The sequence below is a fragment of the Acidovorax soli genome (genome assembly GCF_014207955.1).
GTDB lineage: Bacteria > Pseudomonadota > Gammaproteobacteria > Burkholderiales > Burkholderiaceae_C > Acidovorax > Acidovorax soli_A.
This window is the reverse complement of sequence record NZ_JACHLK010000039.1, coordinates 1-6,305: the sequence shown is the minus strand read 5'-3', so window position 1 is coordinate 6,305 and position 6,305 is coordinate 1. Positions and strand designations below refer to the sequence as shown.

The following is a 6,305-nucleotide window of genomic DNA, read 5'->3' as shown; positions in this document are numbered from 1 at the left end:
CCCACCTGATCGAGCCCGACGAGCACGCCCCTCTCGCGCCGCAGCACACTGTCCACACCACCTTGGCGCAGGCGCTCCTGCAGCTGTACGGGGTCTCCCTGGACCATCAGCGTGCCGTCGCGCTGCATCTCCACGCGCATGGAGTGGATCGGCTGCGTGCCATCATTCGTGTCATCAGTTTGAAGGCCGGTCGATGGATCTTGCGCGCTGCGGGTGCTGAACCGCGTCTGCCCGGTGTGCGAAGTTTTCGTGCCAACTGCCCCCGCCTGGTCGATGGCGCGCATCACGAAGCGCTCAGCCTCGTTGTAGCTCATTGCTCGGATCGAAGCGGCCAGCCGCCCCAGGCCCATGCGGTCCGCCACGCTGGCCAGCCAGTTGGCAAGCTTTCGGATGCGCATGCCCAGACGGGTGCCCGCCAGCTTCTGGGCGCGAAGCTCTTGGGCCACCACGGCCAAACCCTCTTCGATGGCAAGGGCCTCGTATTGGGCTGTCAGCTCGGTTCCGGCGAAGCCCCTCTCACGCAACACGCGCAGTTGATGCGGCGCATCCGGCGCTTTCGCCTTCCATTCAATCGCGTATTGCTGCACCCGTCTGTCGCTTTTTGCCAAGTCCAGCATGGACTGCACATAATCGCGGCGCGGCAATACATTGCGCACTCCCAAATGGAACATTTCATGGAAAAGCGTCTCGAGCACCGCGTCGGCGTTCAGGTGAGCCGAAGCGACGATCACGATCCGGCCCTCTTCTGGCAGGGCCGCGCCCATTACACCTTTCGGCGCCCCGATCCAAGCCTCTTCGCTCCGCCCCACGATGTCGACTGGTGGCGGATTGCGGAGCCCCGAAAGAGCTTGTTGCACAAGTTGCTGCACCTGTTCAAGCGATAGGCCTGGACCCTGGCCATTGCTGCGTGTGCTGAACCGAGGCGTCGCATCACCGGCAGCATCCCCACTCGCATTGCGTCGCTCGACTTCCTGCGCTAGACTCAGAACGTCCCCCGCAGAGCGGATGGAAGTCAGGTCAATGCCGTCGGCTTTGGCAGATGCGTCCACCCATTGAGCTGCGGGGGATTTTTCGTTGAAATCCACCGTCTCTACGGTATAGAGGGGATTGGCGTGGTTTTCATCCACTGTCTCCTTCACCGTGAGCTTGGCGATCAGCAGGCGGCCATTCAGTGCCATGGGCACAAAAAATCGGTGGATCGCTTTGATGTTGCTGTTGGCATCCCTGTCGGATTTGCTCCATCCATACGCTGCTGCTTGATAGAGCTTGTCCAGGTTCGCAACCGCGAATGACTGTGCCCGGGCGCTGACCAATTTCTCTACGGCCTTGCTGCTGAGCATCTTGTCGAGCGAGTTGCGCGATACATGGGCCTGTAAACCCGTCAATGCGTTGGTCAGTGGCCGCCCCTGGAATTCCTTGGCTGCAGCTCGTGCTTCACCAAAGGTTGCGGCTTCGCGCATGTACTGATTCAGCGCGCGGCTGAACAGCAGACCTGTTCGCTGGCTGCCTTCATGAAAGCGCGAGTTGGTGTCTTGTGCGCGCTCAGCACCTTCCCGCTGCGCCACCGCGAACGCCAGATCCACCAAATCCTGCCCATCAAAAGCCTGCGGATTGCCCGTCAGCTTGCCAAGCACGTCCTTCAGCGATGCCCGCACCCGCGCCAGCCAGCCCTGCACCGAGTTGTTCGGCATCAGCGCCGTAGGCTGCACTCCCAGCTCCATGGCCACTTGCACGGCATAGGGAAACAGTTCTTCGCTGCTGTAGGCAGCAGCATCTGCGTTGTCTGGCCGCGAAGCCTGCACGCGCGCTGCGGCCTCGTCGTAGACCTGCCGCTCCAGGCTCCCCTCGGGCCTGTTCGCCCAACTGCCAATTACCTCGTGCAGTTGCCTCCACCTCGCTTCGCCCAGCACCGCCTTGCCATGCTTGTGCACCAGCTCGTGCGCGGCCACGGCCATCTCCTGGCCGGCTTCGATGTGGCCGGCGATGATGAAGACGGTCTTGCTGCGGGGGTTGTAGAAACCTTGTGGCAAGCCCGAATCCGGCGAGCCCATATCGACGTCACCGATCAGCGGCTCCCAATGCGCCTGGATGTCGGCCGAGGTGGCGACCGTTGCCATCAATTGGCCTATTCCCGGGGGCTCATCCCGGCATTTCAAGCAGTTTGGCTCATCGCAACATTGAAAGACTTTATTGTTGCTCGCTGTGAGGGCTCGGCGCTCACCTGTAGGCTAGAGGAGTGGTACTTTTATAAGTCCGAACGGTTCTCCTTTTTCCACCCACCGAACTGCTTGTCAGTTAAAATTCGTCGTGTTCCCGGCTTGTTTTGAAAAGCATCGGAGGATTGGACTCCGACCCTTCGCAGGACATCCGGGAGCGCTTTTTTGTCGACATACCAAGCTTTCCCTTCGCGAGCCCATTTGCCCACCGGGGGCGGACCACCGTCCTTGTCGTAAGCATTGGTCAGCAAACCGACGGTCACTCCCGGCCTGTTTCCCTGAGCTTTGGGATTGATGGTCATCATGACTATCGCCCCGTCAACAAGCTCTGGCGCTATCAGCACCAAATCACCGGTTACCGTGTCGGAATCGAAAACTGCGGCCGGAGTCTCCAGCCATTGCGGTACGTTCTTCCATTGCTCGGCGGTCATGTTGGAATGCTTTGGGGGCGAGCCTCGCGGTAAGCCACGATCTGGCTTGCCTACTGCAGCTTCGTCTAGATAGACTGGACCGTTGGTGATCTCAAGGAATTCCAACATGTCGGACCGATCAAGTACGACTGCGGCTTGTTCGCCCCGATGAATGCCCCTCGGCTTGTCTCCAGCGAATAACGCATCAATACGCGCTTCAAATGCAGCCTTTGTCCCAGGTGAGCGGCTGAATTGGAGAACTGCAACTTCGGCATTGCTGGTGGTATTTGTCCCGGTAATTGCCCTCCTCACCGCGGTGTTCGAGGCGGTGAAGGGATATCTCGAAGTTTCCCGCTGCGCCACCGCGAACGCCAGATCCACCAAATCCTGCCCATCAAAAGCCTGCGGATTGCCCGTCAGCTTGCCAAGCACGTCCTTCAGCGATGCCCGCACCCGCGCCAGCCACCCCTGCACCGAGTTGTTCGGCATCAGCGCCGTAGGCTGCACGCCCAGCTCCATCGCCACCTGCACGGCATAGGGAAACAGTTCTTCGCTGCTGTAGGCGGCAGCATCTGCGCTGTCTGGCCGCGAAGCCTGCACGCGTGCCATGGCCTCGTCGTAGACCCGCCGTTCAAGACTCCCCTCAGGCCTGTTCGCCCAACTGCCGATCACCCCGTGCAGTTGCCTCCACCTTGCTTCGCCCAGCACCGCCTTGCCATGCTTGTGCACCAGCTCGTGGGCGGCCACGGCCATCTCCTGGCCAGCTTCTATGTGGTCGGCAATGAGGAAGACGGTGTCGATGTTGGGGTCGAAGAACCCTTGGGCCAGACCTGTGTCCTGCGAGCCCATGTCCACCTTTCCGACCAAGGGCTCCCAATGCGCCTGGATGTCGGCCGAGGTGGCCACCACCACGCGGCCGAGGCCGTGGGCCAGCAGGCCCATGCTGTTGGTGAGCCTGGCAACCGCAGCGCGCACCGATTGAACGGTGGCGGGCTTGGAGGGCAGGCCCTGGAGTTCTGATTTGGCGAGCTACGGCCGAACTGCTGGCTTGGCAGGGAGGATGACTGGGCCTGCGCGCCGGAGCCAACGCATTAACCACTTCCGGCGATTTAAAAGTCGCACAAAGTTACTTCATTCCTTCTCGTAATAATTCTCCATCCAATGGTCAATATCCATGCCCTCCTTGGCGACAAAATAGGCAAAGAGCTTGGCGTTTCCAATGCTCGAACCTCCAAGAAGATACCTGATGTATCTATCCGCATCCAAAGGAGCAAGTTTTCGCACATCATTAATGTGGAGATCGTACACCTCCCTGTAACTACTGCAGCTTCCTTCTTCCTGCGAAACATCTCTTCCCAAATCACGCTCCAGTGCTTTCAGAGTGGAATCGCGCAAACCCGCCATGGTAACTCCTTTGGTAATCATTTTGGCCTCGCAATAATATTCAATTTGCTGGGCACGTCTTTCAGTTCATCGACATCAATCGGGTCCTTTAGCGTTATTTCAAAAATTCCATATCCCAGCTTCTGCCTAGCTTTGCCGAACGATATGTCCCTTATCGCGAACTGTGCCCAATCATCCTTTGTCCCATTTTGATTGTTTTTGCGATGCTTGTCGAATTCTTTTTGGAAATTTCTGAGATTGCTGCCGGCCAGCTTGCCTGGCAATCCAACCGGGGGATGCCCTTTTGTTTCGATGTAGTAAGAAATCAATCTTCTCAACATTGCCTCTGTCACTCCGTGGGCATCAATTATCAAGAATTCTCCGGATGATTCTATTCTCGCTGTTTTTGAAATGTTCAAGGAAGGTCCATTTTTTCATCATCTTCTATGTTGGCGAAGCCAACATACTCTTCACCCACAAGCAAAGCAATGTCGTCGTCATAGGGGTTGTCTTTTGACATCCGGACCTTGAGGTCTTCTTCTTTGAACGGGATTGGCCGAGGATTTGTCTCTGTTCCCAGCGGACCTTTCTCCGGTGCTGCACCTGCGTTGTCCACTCCCGCCCCGCGGCTCATCTGGATGGGGCGGTACGGGGCGGAAGGTGCGCTGCCGTTGGGACGTTCAAGACCGTTCTGCGGCGGGGCCGAGGCTGAGCGCTCCAACTGCGCAATGCCAAACGCCAAGTCCACCAAACCCTGGCCATCAAAAGCCTGCGGATTGCCCGTCAGCTTGCTGCACGTCCTTCAGCGATGCGCGCACCCGCGCCAGCCAGCCCTGCACCGAGTTGGCCGGCATCAGCGCCGTAGGCTGCACCCCCCCCCAGTTCCATCGCCACCTGCACGGCATTGGGGAACAGTTCTTCGCTGTTGTAGCTGGTCTCATCCGCTCTAGTTGGCCGCGAAGCCTGCACGCGTGCTGCGGCCTCGTCGTGGACCCGCCGCTCCAGGCTCCCCTCGGGCCTGTTCGCCCAGCTGCCAATCACCTCGTGCAGTTGCCTCCACCTTGCTTGGCCTAGCACCGCCTTGCCATGCTTGTGCACCAGCTCGTGGGGTGATCTCTTGCACGATGTCTGGCGAATGGGGTTTCCAGGTCTCCTTATAGTTTTCGCAGAAACCTACCTCACCCTTCCTGGTAACTATCTTTCAGCCAATCATCAATATTTTCATTCTCTTTTACAACAAAATATCTAAATGATTTCGCATTCCGAAGCCCCCCCTTTCCGAGAAGATGCATGATATATTTTTCAGCATAAAGACCCGCATTCTTTTGAACGAGCTCGCGCAAATCATCGATGTGCAGGTTGTACACATCCATGTAATCACGGCAACTTCCCCATTCATGGGAAACATCTCTCCCAAGAAGATGCCTCAACATCTCCAAATTTTCTTCACCCAAACCCGCCATGGCAACTCCTTAAGAAATCAATATTGTCTTGCAATAATATTTATTTTCTTGGGCACATTCTTCAAGTCGCCGACATTGATAGAGCCCAGCAATTCTATTTCAAAAACCCCATACCCCAGCTTCTGCCTGGCTTTGCCGAACGATATGTCCCTGATCGCAGCCTGCGCCCAATCATCCGCTGTCCCATTGTGATTGCTTTCACGATGTTTGTCGAATTCTTTTTGAAAATTTATACGATTATCATCTGCCAAACTCCCCGGCAATCCAGCCGGAGGGGCCCCCTTCGTTTCAATGTAATAAGAAATCGCTGCTTTCAGCATCGCCTCTGTCACTCCATGGGCGTCGATTCTTACATACTCTTTTGATGACTTTTTTAGCACCGTTTTTTCAATGCTTAGAATGGGGCCGTCATCAGTTATTTCGATACCGGCAAAAACAACATCCTCTCCGTCCACGAGCATCGTAATGGCGTTACTTGGGTCGTTGTCCGTAGTTATTCGAACCTTGAAGTCTGTGAGCGGAACCGGACGCGGATTGTTCTCCGACCCCAGCGGGCCTTTCTCCTTCGCCGTCCCCGCACCGTCCTTGCCTGCCCCGCGGCTCATCTGGATGGGAAGGTACGGGGCGGGAGGTGCGCTGCCGTTGGGCCGCTCAAGACCGTTCTGTGGCGGGGCCGAGGCTGAGCGCTCCAACTGCGCAATGCCAAACGCCAAGTCCACCAAATCCTGCCCATCAAACGCCTGCGGATTGCCCGTCAGCTTGCCAAGCACGTCCTTCAGCGATGCGCGCACCCGAGCCAGCCACCCCTGCACCGAGTTGTTCGGCATCAGCGC

At 57.4% G+C, this 6,305-nt stretch carries 6 protein-coding genes and 1 pseudogene; all 7 read right to left on the bottom strand.

Annotated features, from left to right (window positions below):
• Nucleotides 1-2,117 (bottom strand): annotated as a pseudogene (locus tag HNP48_RS35045) (hypothetical protein); the annotation flags it as partial.
• 128 nt (nucleotides 2,118-2,245) lie between these two features.
• Nucleotides 2,246-3,568 carry a hypothetical protein gene (locus HNP48_RS35040; protein ID WP_184866302.1) on the bottom strand — a complete coding sequence of 441 codons (1,323 nt, stop codon included), beginning with the start codon at nucleotides 3,566-3,568 and terminating at the stop codon, nucleotides 2,246-2,248.
• A gap of 189 nt (nucleotides 3,569-3,757) precedes the next feature.
• Complete coding sequence (locus HNP48_RS35035; protein WP_184866300.1) at nucleotides 3,758-4,030, bottom strand: hypothetical protein; 273 nt, start codon at nucleotides 4,028-4,030, stop codon at nucleotides 3,758-3,760.
• A 17-nt stretch (nucleotides 4,031-4,047) separates the two neighbouring features.
• Nucleotides 4,048-4,428 carry a hypothetical protein gene (locus tag HNP48_RS35030; protein WP_184866298.1) on the bottom strand — a complete coding sequence of 127 codons (381 nt, stop codon included), beginning with the start codon at nucleotides 4,426-4,428 and terminating at the stop codon, nucleotides 4,048-4,050.
• Nucleotides 4,425-4,751, bottom strand: coding sequence for a hypothetical protein (locus HNP48_RS35025; RefSeq protein WP_184866296.1), 327 nt, complete (start codon nucleotides 4,749-4,751; stop codon nucleotides 4,425-4,427). The genes HNP48_RS35030 and HNP48_RS35025 overlap by 4 nt, the downstream gene beginning before the upstream one ends.
• 436 nt (nucleotides 4,752-5,187) lie before the next feature.
• Nucleotides 5,188-5,472 (bottom strand): hypothetical protein, encoded by a 285-nt coding sequence (locus tag HNP48_RS35020; protein WP_184866294.1) that lies wholly within the window; start codon nucleotides 5,470-5,472, stop codon nucleotides 5,188-5,190.
• 17 nt (nucleotides 5,473-5,489) lie between these two features.
• Nucleotides 5,490-6,305 (bottom strand): hypothetical protein (locus HNP48_RS35015; RefSeq protein ID WP_184866292.1); only part of this gene is annotated, 816 nt, incomplete at its 5' end.

What these genes read in the sequence shown, in the direction of transcription:
- HNP48_RS35040 (WP_184866302.1), bottom strand. Translation starts at nt 3,568, where the DNA reads ATGGGCCTGCTGGCCCACGGCCTCGGCCGCGTGGTGGTGGCCACCTCG.
- HNP48_RS35035 (WP_184866300.1), bottom strand. Translation starts at nt 4,030, where the DNA reads ATGGCGGGTTTGCGCGATTCCACTCTGAAAGCACTGGAGCGTGATTTG.
- HNP48_RS35020 (WP_184866294.1), bottom strand. Translation starts at nt 5,472, where the DNA reads ATGGCGGGTTTGGGTGAAGAAAATTTGGAGATGTTGAGGCATCTTCTT.